The 18,728-nt window shown below is 72.9% G+C and carries 17 protein-coding genes; 10 read left to right on the top strand and 7 right to left on the bottom strand.

Going from position 1 to position 18,728, the window contains the following annotated elements; translation table 11 throughout:
* Positions 1–4 precede the first annotated feature (4 nt).
* On the top strand, positions 5–1,627 hold the full coding sequence (locus ABZS66_RS03545; protein ID WP_354754724.1) for an acetolactate synthase: 1,623 nt from the start codon (positions 5–7) through the stop codon (positions 1,625–1,627).
* A 3-nt stretch (positions 1,628–1,630) separates the two neighbouring features.
* On the opposite strand, the gene ABZS66_RS03540 is transcribed toward ABZS66_RS03545, so the two are convergent.
* Together ABZS66_RS03540 and ABZS66_RS03535 are read right to left on the bottom strand one after the other, a co-directional pair.
* Positions 1,631–2,311 (bottom strand): phosphonatase-like hydrolase, encoded by a 681-nt coding sequence (locus ABZS66_RS03540; protein WP_354754722.1) that lies wholly within the window; start codon positions 2,309–2,311, stop codon positions 1,631–1,633.
* A 114-nt stretch (positions 2,312–2,425) separates the two neighbouring features.
* Positions 2,426–3,844, bottom strand: a complete 1,419-nt coding sequence (locus tag ABZS66_RS03535) for a phosphatase PAP2 family protein (protein ID WP_354754720.1) — start codon at positions 3,842–3,844, stop codon at positions 2,426–2,428.
* 45 nt (positions 3,845–3,889) lie between these two features.
* Between ABZS66_RS03535 and ABZS66_RS03530 the strand changes: the two genes are divergently transcribed.
* Positions 3,890–4,675, top strand: coding sequence for a DUF1206 domain-containing protein (locus tag ABZS66_RS03530; protein WP_354754718.1), 786 nt, complete (start codon positions 3,890–3,892; stop codon positions 4,673–4,675).
* Positions 4,672–5,571 carry a diacylglycerol kinase family protein gene (locus tag ABZS66_RS03525; RefSeq protein ID WP_354754716.1) on the top strand — a complete coding sequence of 300 codons (900 nt, stop codon included), beginning with the start codon at positions 4,672–4,674 and terminating at the stop codon, positions 5,569–5,571. The genes ABZS66_RS03530 and ABZS66_RS03525 overlap by 4 nt, the downstream gene beginning before the upstream one ends.
* Here ABZS66_RS03525 and ABZS66_RS03520 read toward each other — a convergent pair.
* From ABZS66_RS03520 to ABZS66_RS03510, 3 genes are read right to left on the bottom strand one after another with little or no spacing between them, the layout of a single operon-like run.
* A complete protein-coding gene (locus ABZS66_RS03520; protein WP_354754714.1) occupies positions 5,546–5,890 on the bottom strand; it encodes a PLDc N-terminal domain-containing protein in 345 nt (114 codons plus the stop codon). The genes ABZS66_RS03525 and ABZS66_RS03520 overlap by 26 nt on opposite strands.
* A 27-nt stretch (positions 5,891–5,917) precedes the next feature.
* On the bottom strand, positions 5,918–6,241 hold the full coding sequence (locus tag ABZS66_RS03515; RefSeq protein WP_354754712.1) for a DUF202 domain-containing protein: 324 nt from the start codon (positions 6,239–6,241) through the stop codon (positions 5,918–5,920).
* Entirely contained in the window at positions 6,238–6,603 is a 366-nt protein-coding gene (locus ABZS66_RS03510) for a DUF202 domain-containing protein (RefSeq protein ID WP_354754711.1), read from the bottom strand. Before ABZS66_RS03510 ends, ABZS66_RS03515 begins: the two co-directional genes overlap by 4 nt.
* A 39-nt stretch (positions 6,604–6,642) precedes the next feature.
* Between ABZS66_RS03510 and ABZS66_RS03505 the strand changes: the two genes are divergently transcribed.
* The 3 genes from ABZS66_RS03505 (at position 6,643) to ABZS66_RS03495 (ending at position 11,427) form a co-directional block, all read left to right on the top strand.
* Positions 6,643–9,177, top strand: coding sequence for an FtsX-like permease family protein (locus ABZS66_RS03505; RefSeq protein ID WP_354754709.1), 2,535 nt, complete (start codon positions 6,643–6,645; stop codon positions 9,175–9,177).
* 493 nt (positions 9,178–9,670) lie between these two features.
* Positions 9,671–10,450 carry an electron transfer flavoprotein subunit beta/FixA family protein gene (locus ABZS66_RS03500; RefSeq protein WP_354754708.1) on the top strand — a complete coding sequence of 260 codons (780 nt, stop codon included), beginning with the start codon at positions 9,671–9,673 and terminating at the stop codon, positions 10,448–10,450.
* Positions 10,451–10,464: 14 nt separating this feature from the next.
* Positions 10,465–11,427 carry an electron transfer flavoprotein subunit alpha/FixB family protein gene (locus tag ABZS66_RS03495; protein ID WP_354754706.1) on the top strand — a complete coding sequence of 321 codons (963 nt, stop codon included), beginning with the start codon at positions 10,465–10,467 and terminating at the stop codon, positions 11,425–11,427.
* A 48-nt stretch (positions 11,428–11,475) separates the two neighbouring features.
* Here ABZS66_RS03495 and ABZS66_RS03490 read toward each other — a convergent pair whose 3' ends face one another.
* Positions 11,476–12,447: an anti-sigma factor gene (locus ABZS66_RS03490; RefSeq protein ID WP_354754704.1), complete on the bottom strand. Its 972-nt coding sequence runs from the start codon at positions 12,445–12,447 to the stop codon at positions 11,476–11,478.
* A complete protein-coding gene (locus ABZS66_RS03485; protein ID WP_354754702.1) occupies positions 12,401–12,991 on the bottom strand; it encodes a sigma-70 family RNA polymerase sigma factor in 591 nt (196 codons plus the stop codon). The genes ABZS66_RS03490 and ABZS66_RS03485 overlap by 47 nt, the downstream gene beginning before the upstream one ends.
* A gap of 142 nt (positions 12,992–13,133) precedes the next feature.
* Here ABZS66_RS03485 and ABZS66_RS03480 point away from each other — a divergent pair, with 142 nt between their 5' ends.
* From ABZS66_RS03480 to ligA, 4 genes are read left to right on the top strand one after another with little or no spacing between them, the layout of a single operon-like run.
* On the top strand, positions 13,134–14,300 hold the full coding sequence (locus ABZS66_RS03480) for a cysteine desulfurase family protein (protein ID WP_354754701.1): 1,167 nt from the start codon (positions 13,134–13,136) through the stop codon (positions 14,298–14,300).
* 24 nt (positions 14,301–14,324) lie between these two features.
* Positions 14,325–15,395, top strand: coding sequence for a tRNA 2-thiouridine(34) synthase MnmA (mnmA, locus tag ABZS66_RS03475; RefSeq protein WP_354754699.1), 1,071 nt, complete (start codon positions 14,325–14,327; stop codon positions 15,393–15,395).
* A gap of 41 nt (positions 15,396–15,436) precedes the next feature.
* A complete protein-coding gene (locus ABZS66_RS03470) occupies positions 15,437–16,339 on the top strand; it encodes a methionine synthase (protein ID WP_354754847.1) in 903 nt (300 codons plus the stop codon).
* Positions 16,340–16,373: 34 nt separating this feature from the next.
* Positions 16,374–18,458 (top strand): NAD-dependent DNA ligase LigA, encoded by a 2,085-nt coding sequence (gene ligA, locus ABZS66_RS03465; protein WP_354754697.1) that lies wholly within the window; start codon positions 16,374–16,376, stop codon positions 18,456–18,458.
* Positions 18,459–18,728: the final 270 nt, after the last annotated feature.

Below are 18,728 nucleotides of genomic sequence, written 5' to 3'. Positions count from 1 at the left end.
GCGCATGACGCTGATCGACGGGCACGGCGGAGACCTGGCGCTGGCAGCGCTGCGAAGCTTCGGGGTCACCGAGATGTTCACACTCTCCGGTGGGCACGTCTTCCCGCTGTACGACGCGGCGAAGAAGGCCGGCGTGCGCATCGTCGACGTGCGGCACGAGCAGTCGGCCGTGTTCGCCGCCGAGGCCGTCGCCAAGCTGCAGCGCCGCCCCGGCCTCGCCGTCCTCACCGCCGGGCCCGGCGTCACCAACGGCGTCTCCGGGCTCACCAGCGCGATGTTCAACGGCGCACCGGTGGTCGTGCTCGGCGGCCGCGCCCCGCAGTTCCGCTGGGGCTCGGGGAGCCTCCAGGAGATGGACCACCTCCCGATCGTGCGCGCGGTGACCAAGCACGCCGAGACGGTCTTCGCCACCGACGAGGTGTACGCGCGCCTCCAGGCGGCCGCCCTCGCCGCGCTGACCCCGCACCGCGGGCCGGTCTTCGTCGACCTGCCGCTCGAGGTGGTCTTCTCCACCGCGGACGGCGTCGAGGCGACCGATGCTCCAGCGGTACCACTGAATGAGGCGAATCCCGACGAGGTCCAGAAGGCCGTGCAGCTCCTCGGGGCGGCGGAGCGGCCGGTGATCATCGCGGGATCGGACGTGTGGGCCGGTGACGCCACCGCCGCGCTGCGGGAGGCCGCGGAGGCGCTGCGCATCCCCGTGTTCGCCAACGGCATGGGCCGGGGCACGCTCCCGCCCGACCACCCGCTCGCGTTCGCCCGGGCCCGCAAGGCCGCGTTCGGCGGGGCCGACGTCATCGCGGTGATCGGCACCCCGCTCGACTTCCGGCTCAACTTCGGCGACTTCGGCAGCGCCCAGGTCGTGCACGTCACCGACGCCCCGTCGCAGCAGGCCACGCACGTCAGCCCGGCCGCCGCACCGGCGGGCGACCTGCGGCTGATCCTCTCGGCGTTCGCGTCGTACTCCGGGCTCGTCGCCGACCACGAACCGTGGATCGCCACCCTGCGCGACGCGGAGAACCTGGCGAAGGCCAAGGAGACGGCCGCGCTGGAGGCCGACTCCGACCCGATCAAGCCCAGCCGGATCTACGGCGAGCTGCGCAAGGTCCTCGCCGAGGACGCGGTGACCATCGGCGACGGCGGCGACTTCGTCTCCTACGCCGGCAAGTACCTCGAACCGGCCCGCCCCGGCACCTGGCTCGACCCGGGCCCGTACGGCTGCCTCGGCACCGGCATGGGCTACGCGATGGGGGCCCGGATCACGTACCCGTCCCGGCAGATCTGCGTGCTCATGGGCGACGGCGCCGCCGGCTTCTCGCTCATGGACGTCGAGTCGCTCGCCCGCCAGCAGCTGCCGGTCGTCATCGTCGTCGGCAACAACGGCATCTGGGGCCTGGAGAAGCACCCGATGCGCAACATGTACGGCTACGACGTGGCCGCCGACCTCCAGCCCGGCCTGCGCTACGACGACGTGGTCAAGGCCCTGGGCGGCGCCGGCGAGACGGTCGAGAAGCCGGGCGACCTGGCCGGCGCGCTGACCCGGGCGTTCGACGCGGGCGTGCCCTACCTGGTGAACGTCCTCACCGACCCGGAGGACGCCTACCCGCGCTCGTCGAACCTGGCGTGACCGCTACTCGAGCCCGAGCAGCCGGGGCAGCGAGCCGATCGAGCCGATGACCTCGTGGGCGCCCGCCGCCATCAGCGCCTGGCGGTCGCCCGCGCCGGTCAGCACACCGACCAGCAGGCCCGCGCCGGCCCGCTGGCCGGCGATCAGGTCGAGCGGGGTGTCGCCGACGACGACCATCCGGCGCACGTCCTCGACGCCCAGCTTCAGCGCCGACACGAGCATGAAGTCGGGGAACGGCCGCCCGCGGCCGGCGTCGGCCGGGGACAGCACCAGGTCGACCTGCCCCCACCAGCCGAGCGCGTCGATGATGGCCTCCTGCGTGGCCCGCGCGAACCCGGTCGTCAGCGCCACCTTGATCCCGCTGGCGCGCAGCGCCTTGATCGCCTCGATCGCGCCCGGGATCGGCAGCACCGCGCCCTCGTCGACGAGCAGCCCGTAGGCCTCCTCGAACGTCTCGTTGGCGGCCTGGGCCCGCTGCTCGTCGCCGTCGAGGAGCAGCCGGAACACCTCGATGCGGCTCTGGCCCATGGTCTTGCGGACGACAGCGAGCATCCGTTCGTGCTGCGGTGTCCCCGGCGCCACACCCTCGCCGGCAAAGGCCACCGTGAAGGCCTGTTCCACCAGGCCGTCGTCACGCACCGTCGTGCCTGCCATGTCGATGCAGGCGAGTTGCCACGCTGTCATCGCGCAATGGGAGCACGCTTAGGCGGCGAATCGGTGAACGGCACAAAACGCCTAGAAGCTACTGGTGCGTTGCATTTTCCGGGGGGCCGGCCGTCGGGGTGGGAACCCGCTCGGTCACCGTGCGTCTACCCTTTCCCGGGCATCCTCCTGCGCGGAGGCTAGGTCCTGGTTCGGGCGGATCAGCCACACCATCGCCGCCACCCACAGCCCGGCCAGCAGGCAGCTGCCGAGGATGTCGGTCGGGTGGTGCATGCCGCGGTACATCCGGGAGACCGCGACCCACAGGGGCATCACGACGGCGGCGGCGACGAACAGCCAGCGCCAGTGGGTGGTCGTGCGCGGCACCAGTAGTACCGCGGCCACCACCCAGATGCAGATGGTGGCCGCGACGTGGCCGGAGGGGAAGCTGGAGGTGGGCATCGGGCCGTCCAGGTTCTCGACGTCGGGGCGCGCCCGCCCGACGATCGCGGCGGCCGCGAGGAACAGCGTGAGCTCGCCGAACATCACCGCGAGCAGGAACACGACGGGCCGCCAGCGGCGGATCGCGGCCAGGGCGACCGCGCCGAGCGCGAGGCCGATCGCCAGGATCGCGTGCGTGTTGCCGACCTCGCTGCCGACCAGCGAGAGCTCGCCGAGCCAGCCCCGGCGGTGGCCGGCGAACCAGTGCGGGATCGTGCTGTCCCACAGGATGTTGCCGTTGCCGTCGCGGTGGCGGGCCAGCGGCAGGCCGAGCGCCACCAGGGCGCCGAACACGAACACCCAGGCGACGAGCGCGCCGGCGGCGGTGCGGACGGCGTGGCTTCCCGGGCGGTCGTGGGGCTCGACCGGGCGCAGGTCGTCGGCGGCCTCGGGCTCCAGGCCCTCGTCGAGCGGTTCGGTGACGCGTTCGCCCTCGTGGTACCGCAGGAGCTCGAACGCGGTGACGCAGAGCCCCAGCCAGGCGATGCCCAGCGACCAGGCCCCGATGACGTCGGACACGAAGTGCACGCCGAGGGCCAGGCGGCTGAACCCCACCAGCACCACGAGCGCGCCGACCGCGAGGACGACGGGCCGCCTGAACCGCGGGCGGAGCGCCGGCAGGAAGACGAGCAGCAGCGCGCCGTAGCAGATGAGCGAGTTGAGCGAGTGGCCGCTCGGGAAGCTGTTGCCGCCGCCGTACGCGATCGGCTGCTCGACGACCGGGCGGAGCCGCCCGACGGCCAGTTTGAGCGTCGGGTCGAGGACGAGGCCGCCGACCGCCGCCACGACCAGGAACCCGGCGAGCCGCCACTGCCGGCGGACGGCGAGCAGCGTGGTCCCGATCGCGATCAGCCAGCACAGCACGCCGAAGCTGCCCAGGCGGGAGATGCCGCCCATGAGCAGGACGAGCGGGTCGCTCGGTGCCACCACGGCGTTGAGCGACTCGGCGACGCCGCGGTCGACGGACTCCAGGGGTACCCACCGGACCCGGACCGCGATCACCAGCAGGCTGAACAGCAGTGCCGCGGCGCCGAGCCCGGCCATCCGGCGCAGCGCGGTCCGGTCGTTCGTCACGTTTGCACCCATGCCCAGTTTGGGGAACCAGCCAACATGACCGCCGTGAATACCACTTCCCCCGCGCTGCGGTACCTCAGCCGCGTGGGCTTCATCGGATACGGCCTGCTGCACCTGGCCCTGGCCTGGGTGGCGGCGCAGATCGCCCTGGGCCGCTCCGGCGAGGAGGGCGACCAGTCGGGTGCCTTCCGGACACTGGCCGGACAGCCGTTCGGCGAGGTGCTGCTGTGGTTCGTCATCGTCTGCCTGGTGGCGCTGGCGATCTGGCAGGCCGTGCTGGCGGTCCGGGGCCACCGGGACACGCGGGGCAAGGAGCGTGTCGCGGAGCGGGTGTTCTCGGCCGCGCGGGTCGTGATCTACCTGGTCCTGGCGTTCACCGCCGGCAGGGTGGTCACCGGCGCGCCGCAGTCCAGCGCCGAGCAGCAGCAACAGGCCACCGCGGGGCTGATGGCCAAGCCGGCGGGGGAGTGGCTGGTGGGGCTGATCGGCGTCGCGGTGCTCGCGTTCGGGATCGGGATGCTGTGGTACGGGCTGCAGCGCAAGTTCCTGCGAAAGCTGGAGTTCGGGGGCGGGCGGTCGCGCAGTGCGGCGATCCGGGCCGGTCAGGTCGGCTACGCCGCCAAGGGCGTGGCGTTCGGCATCGTGGGGTACCTGCTGATCGAGGCCGCCGTGAAGAACGACCCGGGCCGGTCGCGCGGGCTCGACGCGGCGCTGCACACGGTCGCCGGCCAGCCCTACGGCCGGTTCCTCCTGCTGGCGATCGCGCTGGGCCTGGCCGCGTTCGCGGTCTACTGCGTCTTCCAGGCCCGGTACCGCAAGGTCGGCTCGTGACGACCTCGGCGGTGATCGTCAATCCGGCGAAGATTGTCGACCTGGAAGCGCGCCGCGCGGAGATCCGCGCCGGGCTGGCCGCGGCCGGGTGGGCGGAGCCGCTCTGGCTGGAGACGACCCCCGACGACCCGGGCTGCGGGATGGCCGAGCAGGCCGTCGCGGCCGGGGCCGAGGTCGTGCTGGCCTGCGGCGGCGACGGGACGGTCATGGCGGTCGCCTCGGTGCTCGCCGGTACCGGGGTCGCCCTCGCCCTCATCCCCTCCGGCACGGGCAACCTGCTCGCCACCAACCTCGGGGTGACCCGGGACGTGACCGCGGCGCTGGCCGTGGCGACCGGCGGGGAGCGGCGCCGCATCGACGTCGGGGTCGTCGAGGGTGCGGGCCTGTTCACGGTGATGGCGGGGATGGGGTTCGACGCGGCGATGGTGGGTGAGACGCCGGACGACCGCAAGGCCCGCCTGGGCTGGGTCGCGTACCTGGTCACCGGCCTGCGCAACCTGCGCCGCCGCCGGATGTCGCTGCGGATCCGCCTCGACGGCGGCCCGTGGCTGCACCGCCGGGCCAGTACCGTGCTGGTGGCCAACGTCGGGCGGCTGCAGGGCGGCATCCCGCTCCTGCCCGAGGCCGTCGTCGACGACGGCTGGCTCGACGTGGCGGTGCTCACTCCGCGCCACGTCACCGACTGGCTACAGCTCGCGTGGGGCGTCCTGCTGCGCCGCGACCGGCCGTCGCGGTTGGAGACCTTCCGGGCCCGTCAGGTCGAGGTCCTCACCGACCGGGAGGAGCCGCGCGAACTGGACGGCGACGTCGTGGCCCCCGCACGCCGCCTCTCCGCCCGGGTCCGGCCGGGCGCGCTCCTGCTGTGCGTCCCTATTTCTCCTCGTCCCGGCGCTTGAGGTCCTCCTCCCAGCGGCGCAGGAGCTCAGCGTCATTGCGTGACTGCGTGGTGTCGATGCCACGCAGGAAATCGGGGTCGTCGTCCGGCGCGGTGGGCCGCCTGGGGGGCCGGCCGGTCGCCACTCCGGCACGCTCCAGCGCGACCGGCCGCCCGGCGAAGAACCAGGCGATCGGACCGATGATCGGCAACAGGAGGATGGCGAGGATCCACACGGGCCGGGGGAGCCCGCGGATCTCCGCGCGCTCCGAGGACAGGCAGTCGATGAGCGCGACCAGCGTCGCGACCAGCACGATCAGGAAGGGCAGTGCGCGTCCCATGCCGCCATGATGACTCAGCGAACGGGCTCATGACACCAGCAACAGGGTGCCCATCACGCTGTACAGCAGGACGAGTGCGACCATCGCCGGCAAGGTCCTCCCAATCGGGGTAGCCACCCGGGCGTTTCTCCGGTGGACCAGGGCGACCACGGCCGACCAGATGACGGCGATCGCCGCGAGGGCGGCGACCCTCCCCGTCGACATCTCGGTCGCGGCGAGGCGGCCGAGCAGCAGGGCGACGACGGTCACGCTGACCAGGGTCCGCCGCCAGGCGAGGACCGTGCGCTCGTGGGCGGCTCCCGGCTGGTTCGCTCCCGGGAGGTTCGCTGGGGTGGCTTCCGGTGGGTTCATACCAGCGTCCCTATTAGGAGGGCGGCGGCGCCGAGGGTGATCACCAGGGCGAGAACGGCGGGGAACCGCGACGGGGGGAGCGCCTCACCCAGCCGCATCGCCCGCTCGCTGCGGGACCAGTGGTCCACCGCGCGCAGCGCGACGAGCCCGCCCAGCGCGAACAACGACACCGCGATCACCAGCCGCAGCCGGTGCCCGGGCAGGAACTGGGCGACCGCGAGCCCGCCGCCGACCAGGGCCAGCGCCGTGCGCAGCCAGGCGAGGAACGTGCGCTCGTTCGCCAGCGAGAACCGGTAGTCCGGCGTGGTCCCCTCCGAGCGGACCTCGGCAGGGTCGAACCAACGTCGGATCATTGCCCACACCGACATGATTGTCAGACTCCCTCGGTACAGTCTCGCGCGATGCTGCGAACAACTTTCGCCGGACTCCGCGCGCACAAGCTGCGGCTGCTGCTGACCGCCATAGCCATCATGATCGGTGTCGGCTTCCTGGCCGGCACGCTGGTCTACGGCGACACCGCCAAGGCGGCCTTCTTCGACGACCTGGCCCGGGCCGCCAAGAACGTCGACGCCTCGGTCGGCACCTCCAACGCGGTCAGCTTCGCCGAGACCTCGCGGCGGCTCGACGACGGCATCCTCGACGACGTGCGCTCCGTGCCCGGCGTCGCGCACGCCGACGGCCGGATGGCCGAGCGGCTGCCGATGCTCGACCCCAAGGGCCGGCTCATCTCCAACCTGGGCCGCATCGGCTGGGCGCTGTCGACCCCGGGCGACGGGCACCTGTCGATGTACGACATCGGCGCCGGCCGGCTGCCCGCCCGCCCCGGCGAGGTCGCGATCGACGACACGACGGCCGAGATCTACGGCTTCACGGTCGGGCAGCGGGTCTCCGTCGTCGGGCCCGACCAGCAGCCGGTCGCCCTCGACCTGGTCGGGATCATGGACCTCGGGGCCAACAAGCGGTTCGCGGGCCTGACCGTCGCCGCGCTCACCCCGGCCGACATGCGCACGCTGACCGGCGCCGACGGCTACGCCGAGGTGGCCGTCTCCGCCGCGCCCGGCGTCACCCAGCGGGAGCTCGCCGACCGCCTCCAGGAGAAGCTCGGCAGCCGGGCCCGGGTGCTCACCGGCGAGGAGGTGCGGGCCGACTACGCGGTCGCCGCGGCGAAGTACGTCGACGGCTTCCTCGTCGTGATCTTCGGCTTCGGCCTGATCGCGCTCGCGGTCTCCGTCTTCGTCATCTACAACACGTTCGCCATCCTGGTCGCCCAGCGGGTCCGCGAGCTGGCCCTGCTGCGCTGCGTCGGCGCCTCGCGACCGCAGATCTTCGGCTCGGTCGTGCTCGAGGCGGTCGTCGTCGGCGTCGTCGCCTCCCTGGGCGGCCTGCTGGTGAGCACCGTCGTCGGCGAGGGCCTGCTCATCGGCCGCAACACCGTGGGCAGCGGCGTGCGCGTCGACCGGCTCATCGTCACCCCGACGACCATCCTGGTCGGCGTCTGCGCCGGCACGTTCTTCACGGTCGTCGCCTCGCTCCTGCCCGCCGTCACCGCCTCCCGCATCCCGCCGCTGGCCGCGCTGCGCGCCACGACCCTGGAGGCCGCCGTCCCCGGCCGCCGCCCGCTGCGCACCACCGTCGCTCTTGTTCTGGCCGCCGGGGGTGGTCTGCTCATGCTCGCGGGCACCCGGGTCCCCGGCTTCAACGGCGTGCCGATCGTGTTCACCGGCGCGATCGGGGTCTTCACCGGCATCGTCATCGCCTCGCCGCTGATCGTGTCGCGGCTGACCGCCTGGGCCGGCTGGCTGCCCGCCCGCCTGCTGGGCGCCCCGGCCCGCCTGGCCGTCACCAACGCCCTGCGCAACCCGAAGCGCGTCGCCGCCACCACCAGCGCGCTCATGATCGGCCTGGCCCTCATGAGCGTCTTCAGCGTGCTGCTGGCCACCGCCCGCGAGCAGGCCGAGCAGGAGCTGGACGAGAACTTCGCCGTCGACTACATCATCAGCGGCGTCTACACCCCCGGCGGCCAGGCCCGCCGCGTGCCGCTCGCGGTGACCGAGGTCCTGCGCTCACACAGCGAGCTGGCCGCGGTCGCCGCCGCCCGCAGCCGCGACGCCGACGTGGCCGGCCACCGGGCCGAGGTCTGGTCGATGGAGCCCGGCGCCCTGGACACCGTCCTGCGCCCGGAGATCACCGCCGGCTCCGCCGCCGCGCTCCAGCCCGGCACGGTCGCCCTCAACCGCTTCTTCGCCGACGCCATCGGCGCCCGCGTCGGCTCCTCGGTCGAGGTCCGCTCCCTCACGCTGCGCGTCGCCGCCCTCTACGACGACGCCCCCACCGACGGCCAGGCCCTGGTCGACTGGACCGACTACGCCGCCATCTTCGGCACCGGCGACCCCGACCAGGTCCTGGTGAAGGCCGCGGAGGGGGTGAGCCCGGAGGCCTCCCGGGCCGCCGTGGACGCGTCCCTGGCGGCGGCCCCGCTGACCCAGGTCTCCAGCCAGGCCGAGTGGCGCGCCCGCGTGACCGGCACGCTGGACGAGCAGCTCGGCGTGTTCTCCGCCCTGCTCGGCATGTCGATCGTGATCGGCCTGACCGGCATCGCCAACACGCTGGCCCTGTCGGTCCTGGAGCGCACCCGCGAGTCGGCGCTGCTCCGTGCGCTCGGCCTGTCCCGCGGCCAGCTCCGCGGCATGCTGGTCCTGGAGGCCATGCTGATGGCGGTGGTGGGCGCGGTGGTGGGCGTCGGCTTCGGCGTGCTCGTGGGGGTGTCGGCGTCGGTGGGCCTCATCCGCCAGTACGGCCACGGCCACCCCGTCCTCCCGTACGGCCAGCTCCTCCTCTACGTGGCCCTGGCCGCGGTGGCCGGCGCCGTGGCGGCGCTGCTCCCGGCCCGCCGAGCGGCAAAAACCGAGGTGGCCGCGGTGATGGCCGCCGACTGACCGGCTGCCTTTTCCGGATATGTCCGGCGTTTCGCACCTGACATATCCGACATTTCGGTTATGTCGCGGTGGGCGAATGCCGCACGCGCGAGGGGCTACCTCATGATCGAGGGAAGAATCTGGCTGCCATAACGACCAGGAGTTTCCCTTGATCATGGAGCGGCCGGCCGTGATCGGCGTTTGCGGCAGGCGCGCGGACCGGTGGTCGTCTGGCGCCTCCCGTCAGCGGTGTGTGACCTTTTCCGCAGCGTGTCGGGCCACCGCTGCGGACAGTGGTCGCGCCGGCTCCACTGCCTGGGATTTTTGTGACATTTCCCCCACCTCCCGCTCCGGGGCGCGCACGGTGGGTGACGCTTTTCACCGCCATTCCGAACCTACTCGTGAGTAGCATCTGGGTGGCGGCCCTGGTACTGCGCCGGGTGAGCCGTAACGTGGGGCGCAAGTCGCCCGCGAAGGCGCGAGTGACTGTCAAGCAGGAGGACCTCGGACCACGATGAAGATCGTCGTACTCGTCAAGCAGGTGCCGGACTCCGGCGCGGACCGCAACCTGCGCAGTGACGACAACACCGTCGACCGCGCGTCGGCGAACAATGTGATCAACGAGATGGACGAGTACGCCATCGAGGAGGCGCTGCGCCTCAAGGAGGCGCACGGCGGGGAGGTCGTCGTCCTGACCGTCGGCCCGGACCGCGCCACGGAGTCGATCCGCAAGGCGCTCTCGATGGGGCCCGACTCGGCCGTCCACGTCGTCGACGACGCGCTGCACGGCTCGTGCGCCGTCGCCACGTCGAAGGTGCTGGCCGCCGCCATCGCCCAGCAGAACGCCGACCTGGTCATCTGCGGTGCCGAGTCGACCGACGGCCGGGTGCAGGTGCTGCCGCACATGATCGCGGAGCGGCTCGGGATCGCGGCGCTGACCGGCGCCCGGAAGCTCACGGTGGACGGGTCCAGCCTGACCATCGAGCGGCAGACCGACGAGGGCTACGAGGTCGTCTCCGCGGCCACGCCGGCGCTGGTGAGCGTGTGGGACACGATCAACGACCCGCGGTACCCCTCGTTCAAGGGGATCATGGCGGCCAAGAAGAAGCCGCTGCAGACCCTCTCGCTCAGCGACCTGGGCGTCGCGGCGGCCGAGGTCGGCTTCGAAGGTGCGACCAGCGCCGTCGTCGAGCACAGCAAGCGCCCGCCCCGCCAGGCCGGCAACAAGGTCGACGCGGGTGACGACGGCGGCGTGAAGCTCGTCGAGTACCTCGCCTCCGAGAAGTTCGTGTAAGGGGAGTCGCAACCATGGCTGAAGTACTGGTCGTCGTCGAGGCCTCCCCGAACGGGGTCAAGAAGGTCACCCTCGAGATGCTCACGCTGGCCCGCTCGCTCGGGCTCGGCGACGTGGCCGCCGTCGTCCTCGGTGGCGAGGGCGCCGCGGCGGGCGTCGTGGACAAGCTGGGCGAGTACGGCGCCGCGAAGGTGTACGCCGCGGAGAGCGCCGACCTGACCGACTACCTGGTGGCGCCCAAGGCCACCGTGCTCGCGAACCTGATCAAGCAGGTGTCGCCGGCCGCCGTGCTCCTGCCGTCGTCGCAGGAGGGCAAGGAGATCGCCGGCCGCGTCGCCGTCAAGCTCGACAACGGCCTGCTCACCGACGTCGTCGCGGTGGAATCCGACGGTACCGCCACGCAGGTCGTCTTCGCCGGATCGACGATCGTCAAGTCGAAGGTCACCAAGGGCCTGCCCATCGTGACCGTGCGCCCCAACTCGCTGACCCCGGCCGCGTCGCCGGTCACCCCGGTCGTCGAGGCGGTCGCGGTCGCGGTCGAGAAGCGGGACCTGCTGGCCCAGGTCGTCGAGCGCAAGGTCGAGGCCAAGGGCGCCCGCCCGGAGCTGGCCGAGGCCTCGATCGTCGTCTCCGGCGGCCGCGGCGTCGGCAGCGCCGACAACTTCAAGCTGGTCGAGGAGCTGGCCGACCTGCTCGGCGGCGCCGTCGGCGCGTCCCGCGCGGCCGTCGACTCCGGCTTCTACCCGCACCAGTTCCAGGTCGGCCAGACCGGCAAGACCGTCTCCCCGCAGCTGTACGTCGCGCTGGGCATCTCCGGCGCGATCCAGCACCGGGCCGGCATGCAGACCTCGAAGACGATCGTCGCGGTCAACAAGGACGCGGAGGCCCCGATCTTCGAGCTCGCCGACTTCGGCGTGGTGGGCGACCTGTTCAAGGTGGTCCCGCAGGCCGCGGAGGAGATTCGCAAGCGCAAGTGATCATCTGGTACCGCTGGGAAGAGCGCCCCTCGGGGCGCTCTTTCTCGTTCACGGCAGCAGGCCGCGCAGCACGCTGTGGCCCGAGTGCGCGGCGTTGCCGTCGTGCGGCTCCGCCGAGATGTCCACCACGTTGTACCGCGCCAGGTCGAGCGTGTCCGGCACGGTGAGCTCCTGGTCGGCGCCGCTGCCCAGGACCCCGAGCGGCTGCACGCCGAGGCTCGCCGGGTCGAGCAGCCAGGCCTCGTAGTCCCCGTCGGCCCGCGCCGGCATGCCCTCGGCGTGGACGAGCAGCTTGCGGTCGCCGCCGGCGCCCACCAGGCACGCGTACCCGCTCAGCCCGGACGGCGCCCCCGGCAGCGCTTCGAGCTCGACCCGGGGGTCGCCGGCCCGGCAGGTGGCGGGCGCGGGCCGACCCTCGGGCCCCCGGTCGTACAGCACCCCGGCCGTCACCCCGGCCCCCGCGACGGCCGCCCCGGCCGCGATGACGACGGTGGCCACCCAGCCGGGCCCGCGCCGCCGCCCGCCGACGGGTTCGAGGAGCTCACCCGGCGTCGAGGGTGGCGAAGCAGGAGCCGCGGTCGGGGGAGACGAAGCCGCGGGTGGGTGAGCGGCGGCCGCAACGGGCGCGGGCGGAGGTGCGGGCCACTCCAGAGGCGCCCGGGAAGCGGCTGGTGAGGACCCGGCCGGCGGTGCGGCGGCGGGTGGGGAGGAGCAGGGCGGGGACGAGCGGGGCGGGGACAGGCGTCGTGGGGGAGGGTCGGAGTGCAGGCTCACGGCAGGCGGCGGGAAGGCGCGCTCCGAGGCCGCCAGCTCCGACCGGATCCGGTCCCACACGTGCGAGGGTGCGGGCGGCAGGTCGCGCAGCGGCTGCGTGCGGCGGCCCAGGCCGGCCACCCCCCGCAGCTCGGCCATGTCGGCGCGGCAGCGCTCGCACGAGTCCAGGTGGCCGGTCTCGTGCTGATCCAGCGTCCCCTCACCGAGCGCGAGAAGGACCAGCCGCTCGGGCTCCAGGTGTGACACCGTCCACCTCCCATCGGTCGCGCAGCCGCGCCATACCGCGCCGCAGGTGACTCTTCACCGTGCCGAGCGGCAGGCCGGTCACGGCGGCGATCTGCTGGTGCGTCAGGTCGTCGTAGAACGCCAGCTCCAGCACCCGCCGCTGGTCGCCCGGCAGTTGGGCCAGCTCGTCGGCCACCACCAGCCGGTCCACGACCGCCTCCGGCGGTGCCGCGGCCGGAACGAAGAAGGCGAGCCGACGGGCCGACTCGGCGATCCGGTCGTCGCGCGCCGCCGCGCGGAGGTGGTCGACGATCTTGCGCCGGGCGATCCCGAGCAGCCAGCCGAGCAGCGAGCCGCGGGCCGGGTCGAAGCCCGCCCGGCCCAGCCAGGCGGCCACGAACGTCGCCTGCGTGACGTCCTCGGCGTCGGCCGCGCTGGAGAGGGTGCGGGCCGCGAGGTGGTGCACGGCGGGTCCGAAGCGCTCGTAGGCGAGCCGGAGGGCGTGCTCGTCCCCGGCCTGGAACAACGCGGCGAACCGGTCGTCGGCCGAGGTCACAGCAGCCATCGCACGGGCACGTCCCTGACGGTAGCGGGTGTCGTCATCGGGTATTCGGCGCCCGGCACCCCCGCGGATGCACCCTCGCAGGTTTTCATACTGCGTGCACCGGTGAGGTGGTAAGGAGCGCCCGGCCGTTAGGCTGGGGCCGATGTCGTACCTCGACCATGCCGCCACCACGCCGATGCTCCCGGAGGCGCTCGACGCCTACGTCGCCACGGCGCGCGAAGTCGGCAACGCCTCGTCGCTGCACGCCCCCGGCCGCCACGCCCGCCGTCACGTGGAGGAGTCCCGGGAGCGCATCGCCGCCGCCCTCGCAGCCCGGCCGTCCGAGGTGATCTTCACCGGGGGTGGCACCGAAAGCGACAATCTGGCGGTGAAGGGCATCTACTGGGCACGCCGCGGCGCCGATGCCACCCGCACGAAGGTAGTCGCCAGCGCGGTCGAGCACCACGCCGTGCTCGACGCCGTCGCCTGGCTGGAGCAGCACGAGCACGCCGGCGTCACCTGGCTGCCGGTCGACGCGGCCGGCCGGGTGCGGCCCGAGTCGCTCGCCGAGGCGCTGGCCGGCGGTGACGTCGCGGTGGCCACCGTGATGTGGGCCAACAACGAGGTCGGCACCGTCCAGCCGGTGGCCGAGCTGGCCGCGCTCTCGCTCGCCGCGGGCGTCCCGTTCCACACCGACGCCGTCCAGGCGGTGGGGCAGGTGCCGGTCGACTTCGCGGCGAGCGGCGCGGCCGCGCTGACCGTGAGCGGCCACAAGCTGGGCGGCCCGATCGGGGTCGGCGCCCTGCTGCTCGGCCGGGAGGTCGAGTGCACGCCGCTGGCCCACGGCGGCGGCCAGGAGCGCGACGTGCGCTCCGGCACGCTGGACGTGCCGGGCATCGTCGCGTTCGCGGTTGCGGTGGAGCTCGCGGTGAAGACCCAGCGCGAGACGGCCGAGCGCATCGGGCGGCTGCGCGACACGCTCGTCGAGCGGGTACGCCAGGCCGTGCCGGACGCGATCCTCAACGGCGACGACACCGGCAACCGGCTCCCCGCCAACGCCCACTTCTCGTTCCCGGGTGCCGAGGGTGACGCCCTCCTGCTGCTGCTCGACGCCCAGGAGATCGCCTGCTCGACCGGCTCGGCCTGCTCGGCCGGGGTCGCGCAGCCATCGCACGTGCTGCTGGCGATGGGGGCCGACGACGCCCGGGCCCGCTCGTCGCTGCGGTTCACGCTCGGGCACACCTCGACGGTCGAGGACATCGATGCGCTGATCGCCGCGCTGCCCGGGGCGGTCGAGCGGGCCCGCCGCGCGACGGCCAAGTCACGCTGATCGGCGCCTGAGTAGGCTTGTGCTGTGAAAGTGCTAGCGGCGATGTCCGGCGGGGTCGACTCGGCGGTCGCGGCGGCCCGGGCGGCGGCGGCCGGGCACGACGTGACCGGCGTGCACCTGGCGCTGGCCCGCAACCCTCAGACGTACCGTACGGGCGCCCGCGGCTGCTGCACGCTGGAGGACGCCCGGGACGCGCGCCGAGCCGCGGACGTGATCGGGATCCCGTTCTACGTCTGGGACATGGCGGAGCAGTTCCACGAGGACGTCGTGGACGACTTCGTGGCCGAATACGCGGCCGGCCGCACGCCGAACCCGTGCCTGCGGTGCAACGAGAAGATCAAGTTTGCGGCCGTGCTCGATCGGGCGGTGGCGCTCGGTTTCGACGCCGTCGTGACCGGGCATCATGCCCGGCTCGGCCCCGACGGGCTGCTGCGGCGGAGCGTGGACCTGGGCAAGGACCAGTCGTACGTGCTGGCCGTGCTCTCCGCTGCGCAGCTCTCGCGGGCGGTGTTCCCGCTCGGCACGTCCACGAAGGCCGCTGTCCGCGGCGAGGCCGCTTCGCGCGGGCTGGCCGTCGCCGACAAACCGGATAGTCACGACATTTGCTTTATTTCGGACGGCGATACCCGGCGGTTCCTGTCTGACCGGCTGGGGTCCTCACCGGGTGACATCGTCGACGCCGTGAGCGGGGACGTCATCGGGCAGCACTCCGGCGCCTACGCCTACACCGTCGGGCAGCGCCGGGGGCTGGACCTGCGGGTGTCGGCGCCGGACCGCAACCCCAGGTACGTCCTGTCCATCACCCCGTTGACGAACACCGTCACGGTCGGGCCGGTCGCCATGCTCGACGTGTCCACAGTGGTGGGTGAGCGTCCGGTGTGGATGGTGCCGTCGACCACCGTGTCGTGCGAGGTGCAGATGCGGGCGCACGGCGAGACGATCCCGGCCACGGTGCGGGTGGAGGACGACCGGCTGGTCGCCACGCTGGCGCGACCGGCCCGCGGGATCGCCACCGGGCAGGCGATCGTGTGCTACGAGCCGTCGCCCGACGGCGACATCGTGCTCGGTTCGGCGACGATCGCGGAGACCTCGTGAGCTTTCCCTGGCCGGCCGGGTCCGCCACCGGCATCGGGTCCATGCCCGGCACCGACATCGCCGAGGCGCAGCGGATCGTCCTCGGGGAGCTGCCCGACCTGCCCCACCTGCCGGAGCTGCCCGAGCGCGGCCCGGGCGCGGACATGATCGGGCGCGGCGGGGCGTTCCTGGTCGAGCTGCCGATCGAGCTGTACGCGGCGCGCTGGCGCCTGGCGGCCCGGCCCGGCCACGACCTGCGGGTCGCCCTCGACTACCTCGACCGCGACCTGGACACGATGACCGAGCTCGCCGGGGAGTACACCGGCCTGTTCAAGGTGCAGGTCCCCGGCCCGTGGACGCTCGCCGCGTCGATCAGCCTGCCGATCGGGGGCGCGGTCCTGCGCGATCCCGGCGCCACCCGCGACCTCGCCGCGTCGCTGGCCGAGGGGGTGCGGCTCCACGTCGCGTCGGTGCGGGCGCGGCTGCCGCACGCTTCGGTGCTGGTGCAGGTCGACGAGCCGTCGCTGCCGTCTGTGCTGGCCGGTCGGGTGCCCACCGAGAGCGGGTTCGGGACGCTTCGCTCGGTGGACGTCTCCCTGGCCCGGTCGGTGCTGTCCGACCTTGTGTCCGCGGCCGGTGTGCCGGTGGTGGTGCATTGTTGTGCGCCTTCGGTACCGCTTCCGCTGCTCTCCTCGGCCGGCGTCGCTGGTGTGGCGCTGGACCTCTCGCTGGTCTCCGATCTGGATGAGCTGGGCGAGTTCCTGGATCTCGGGCTGGGCCTGTTCGCCGGCGTGACCGGCTCGTCGGCGGCCATGGCCTCCTCCGTGCGGGATCTCTGGCGCAAGCTGGGCTTCCCGGCCGCCTCGCTGGCCTCCCAGGTGGTGCTCACGCCGCCGTGCGGGATGGTCCGTCCCCCGGTGCTGAAGGCCCTGCGTGACGCCGGTCGCCGGCTGTCGGAGGAGTGAGTTTTTTGTCGTACCCGGGCGGTAGGTTGCTGGCATGAGCGAACTCGAGGCCGAGCCGACCCCCGAAGCGCGTCAGCGGCACGCGGAGCTGGCCCGGGAGCTGGACGAGCATCAGTATCGCTACTACATCCTCCAGTCGCCGAGCGTCGACGACTCGATCTATGACCGGCTCATGCGCGAGCTGGAGGCGATCGAGGCCGAGTTCCCGGCGCTGCTCACGCCCGACTCGCCGAGCCAGCGCGTCGGTGGCACGTTCTCGACCGACTTCGCCGCCGTCACGCACGCCGAGCGGATGCTCAGCCTGGACAACGCGCTCGACGACGACGAGCTCAACGCGTGGGTCGAGCGGGTCGAGCGCGACGCCGGCTCCCAGCCGAAGTATCTGTGCGAGCTGAAGATCGACGGCCTGGCGGTCAACCTCACCTATCGCGACGGCCGGCTGGTCCGGGCCGCGACCCGCGGCGACGGGCGCACCGGCGAGGACATCACGCTCAACGCGCGCACGATCCGCGACATCCCGGAGCGGCTCGCGGGCGACGACGTGCCCGCGCTGCTGGAGGTCCGCGGCGAGGTGTTCTTCACGCTCGCCGGCTTCGAGGAGGTCAACGCGGCCCAGGTCGCGGCGGGGGAGCGGCCGTTCGCCAACCCGCGCAACGCGGCCAGCGGCAGCCTCCGCCAGAAGGACCCGCGCATCACCGCGTCGCGGCCGATGCGCATGCTGGTGCACGGGTTCGGCGCCCGCGAGGGGTTCAACCCGGCGACCCAGTCCGAGGCCTACGAGCTGATGCACGCCTGGGGCCTGCCGACCTCGGAGCGCTGGAAGGTGTTCGACGACCTCAAGGGCGTCCGGTCCTACATCGCGGAGTATGGCGAGAAGCGCCACAAGATCGAGCACGAGATCGACGGCGTGGTCGTGAAGATCGACCAGATGTCGATCCAGCGTCGCCTCGGCTCCACCAGCAAGGCGCCCCGCTGGGCGATCGCGTTCAAGTATCCGCCCGAGGAGGCCATGACAAGGCTCCTCGACATCGAGGTCAACGTCGGCCGCACCGGCCGCGTGACCCCGTTCGCCGTCATGGAGCCGGTGTTCGTCGGCGGCGTGACCGTGGCCCAGGCGACCCTGCACAACGCGCAGGAGGTCGTGCGCAAGGGCGTCCTCATCGGCGACACGGTCGTCATCCGCCGCGCCGGCGAGGTGATCCCCGAGGTGCTCGGCCCGGTCGCCGACCGCCGCGACGGCACCGAGCGCGCGTTCGTGATGCCCACCCACTGCCCGTCCTGCAAGACGCTGCTCGCCCCGGAGAAGGAGAGCGACGTCGACATCCGCTGCCCCAACGCGCGTTACTGCCCGGGCCAGCTGCGCGAGCGCCTGTTCGGCCTGGCCCACCGCAACGCGCTCGACATCGAGGCCCTCGGCTGGAAGTCCGCCGCCGCCCTCCTCGACGGCGTGATCGTCAACGAGAGCGAGCTGTTCGACGTCACGGCCGACCGCCTGCGCCAGTCCCCGTTCTTCGTCAACCAGGACGGCTCCCTGAGCAGCAACGCCCAGCTGCTCCTACTCAACCTGGAGGAGGTCAAGCAGCGCCCGCTGGCCCGCGTCCTGATCGCCCTGTCGATCCGCCACGTCGGCCCGACCGCCGCGGTCGCGCTGGCCAACTCGCTGGGCTCCATGGAGGCCATCGCCAACGCGACCACCGAGGAGCTGGTCTCGGTCGAGGGCGTGGGCCCGACGATCGCCAAGGCCGTCCACGACTGGTTCACGGTCGACTGGCACCGCGAGTGGGTCGACCGCTGGACCGCCGCGGGCGTCCGGATGGTCGAGGAGCGCACCGAGACGGGCCCCCGCCTGCTGGACGGCATCACGGTGGTCGTGACGGGCTCCCTGGAGAAGTACTCCCGCGACGAGGCCACGGAGGCCGTGACCTCCCGCGGCGGCAAGGTGACCGGCTCCGTCTCGAAGAAGACCCACTTCGTGGTGGTGGGCGAGTCCCCGGGCTCCAAGGCCGACAAGGCCGCGACGCTCAAGGTCCCGATCCTCGACGAGGCCGCCTTCGACCTCCTCCTGCACGAGGGCCCGGAAGCGGCCCGAGCCGCCGCCCAGGTAACCCCGGACGAGTAACCCCGCGACGAACCCCGCGACGCCGTGGCAGGCGGGGCTGGTGGCCGGGACCCGTTCGCGGCCCGGGCGCCGGCCCAGCCCGCCGCCGCCCCGCGACGAGCACGGCGGATTGCGAACGGGGGCCTCCGTGGCTCGCGTCAATCCGGGCGAGCTTCTGCCACTGGTCGGGCCGATGCGTCACACGCTGCCTTGCCCGGTCCGCCGGGGGCCTGACGAGGCGGCTTGCCCCACGTGGTCCTGCCCTGTGCTGTGGTCCTCCCGGGGGCTCGT

This window comes from Dactylosporangium sp. NPDC005572 (assembly GCF_040605515.1).
GTDB lineage: Bacteria > Actinomycetota > Actinomycetes > Mycobacteriales > Micromonosporaceae > Dactylosporangium.
Note: the sequence above shows the minus strand (reverse complement) of the source record. Positions and strands in the feature narration are given on the sequence as shown.

Excerpts from the sequence above, each read along its gene's own strand:
- ABZS66_RS03505 (WP_354754709.1), top strand. The coding sequence starts at position 6,643 with ATGCTGCGAACAACTTTCGCCGGACTCCGCGCGCACAAGCTGCGGCTG.
- ABZS66_RS03485 (WP_354754702.1), bottom strand. The coding sequence starts at position 12,991 with ATGGCTGCTGTGACCTCGGCCGACGACCGGTTCGCCGCGTTGTTCCAG.
- ABZS66_RS03515 (WP_354754712.1), bottom strand. The coding sequence starts at position 6,241 with ATGAACCCACCGGAAGCCACCCCAGCGAACCTCCCGGGAGCGAACCAG.
- ABZS66_RS03480 (WP_354754701.1), top strand. The coding sequence starts at position 13,134 with ATGTCGTACCTCGACCATGCCGCCACCACGCCGATGCTCCCGGAGGCG.
- ABZS66_RS03470 (WP_354754847.1), top strand. The coding sequence starts at position 15,437 with ATGCCCGGCACCGACATCGCCGAGGCGCAGCGGATCGTCCTCGGGGAG.
- ABZS66_RS03495 (WP_354754706.1), top strand. The coding sequence starts at position 10,465 with ATGGCTGAAGTACTGGTCGTCGTCGAGGCCTCCCCGAACGGGGTCAAG.
- ABZS66_RS03540 (WP_354754722.1), bottom strand. The coding sequence starts at position 2,311 with ATGACAGCGTGGCAACTCGCCTGCATCGACATGGCAGGCACGACGGTG.
- ABZS66_RS03520 (WP_354754714.1), bottom strand. The coding sequence starts at position 5,890 with ATGGGACGCGCACTGCCCTTCCTGATCGTGCTGGTCGCGACGCTGGTC.
- ABZS66_RS03545 (WP_354754724.1), top strand. The coding sequence starts at position 5 with ATGACGCTGATCGACGGGCACGGCGGAGACCTGGCGCTGGCAGCGCTG.
- ligA (WP_354754697.1), top strand. The coding sequence starts at position 16,374 with ATGAGCGAACTCGAGGCCGAGCCGACCCCCGAAGCGCGTCAGCGGCAC.
- ABZS66_RS03500 (WP_354754708.1), top strand. The coding sequence starts at position 9,671 with ATGAAGATCGTCGTACTCGTCAAGCAGGTGCCGGACTCCGGCGCGGAC.